The 987-nt window shown below is 73.6% G+C and carries 1 protein-coding gene; it reads left to right on the forward strand.

Annotated elements, in window-relative coordinates; translation table 11 throughout:
- The coding region (locus ND748_RS32735) for a helicase-related protein (protein WP_285903017.1) at positions 1-987 on the forward strand (987 nt) is incomplete at both ends.

Below are 987 nucleotides of genomic sequence, written 5' to 3' on the forward strand. Positions count from 1 at the left end.
GCCCGCGGCGCGACGACCAAGGTGGGTGGCCGGGTGGTCAACCCGGACCTGGTCCGGCTTGCCCGGGAGGAGAACCGGGCGTTGCCCGGCGGCTACGGCCGGGGCCGCGGCGGACCTGGCGCCCCCCGCCGGCGGATGTGGGTGCCGGGCCGGCCGGAGATCGTCGAACGCCTCGACCGGGACGGCCTGCTGCCCGCGATCGTGTTCGTGTTCAGCCGGGCCGGCTGCGACGACGCGGTCACCTCCTGCGTGCGTGCCGGGCTGCGTCTGGTCGGCCCGGCCGAGCAGCAGCGCATCCGGGCGATCGTCCGCGAGCGCACCGTCGGGATCCCCGACTCCGACCTCGGCGTCCTCGGCTACTGGGCGTGGCTGGAGGGCCTGGAGCGAGGCATCGCCTCCCACCACGCCGGGATGCTGCCCGCCTTCAAGGAGATCGTCGAGGAGCTGTTCGTCCAGGGGCTGGTCCGAGTCGTGTTCGCCACTGAGACGCTGGCGCTGGGCATCAACATGCCGGCCCGCACCGTCGTCCTGGAACGGCTGACGAAGTTCAACGGCGAGAGCCGCGTCGACATCACCCCGGGGGAGTACACGCAGCTCACCGGCCGCGCCGGCCGCCGTGGCATCGACGTCGAGGGCCACGCCGTCGTGCTGTGGCAGCCGGGGCTGGACCCGCTGGCGCTGGCCGGGCTCGCCTCCACCCGCACCTATCCGCTGCGCTCGTCGTTCCGTCCCTCCTACAACATGGCGGTCAACCTCGTCGGCCGGCTTGGTGCCGATCGGGCCCGCACCGTCCTCGAATCGTCGTTCGCGCAGTTCCAGGCCGACCGGGACGTGGTGGGTCTGGCGCGGGTGGTGGCGCGCAACACCGAGACGATCGACGAGATGCGCGCAAAGCTGAGCTGCGAGCGCGGGGACGCCGCCGAGTACGACCGGATCCGCCGCGACATCCGCGAGCGGGAGGCGGCGCTGTCCCGCGAGGGCTCGGCG

Origin of the sequence: Frankia sp. AiPs1 (genome assembly GCF_023716945.1) — a bacterium.
Lineage (GTDB): Bacteria > Actinomycetota > Actinomycetes > Frankiales > Frankiaceae > Frankia.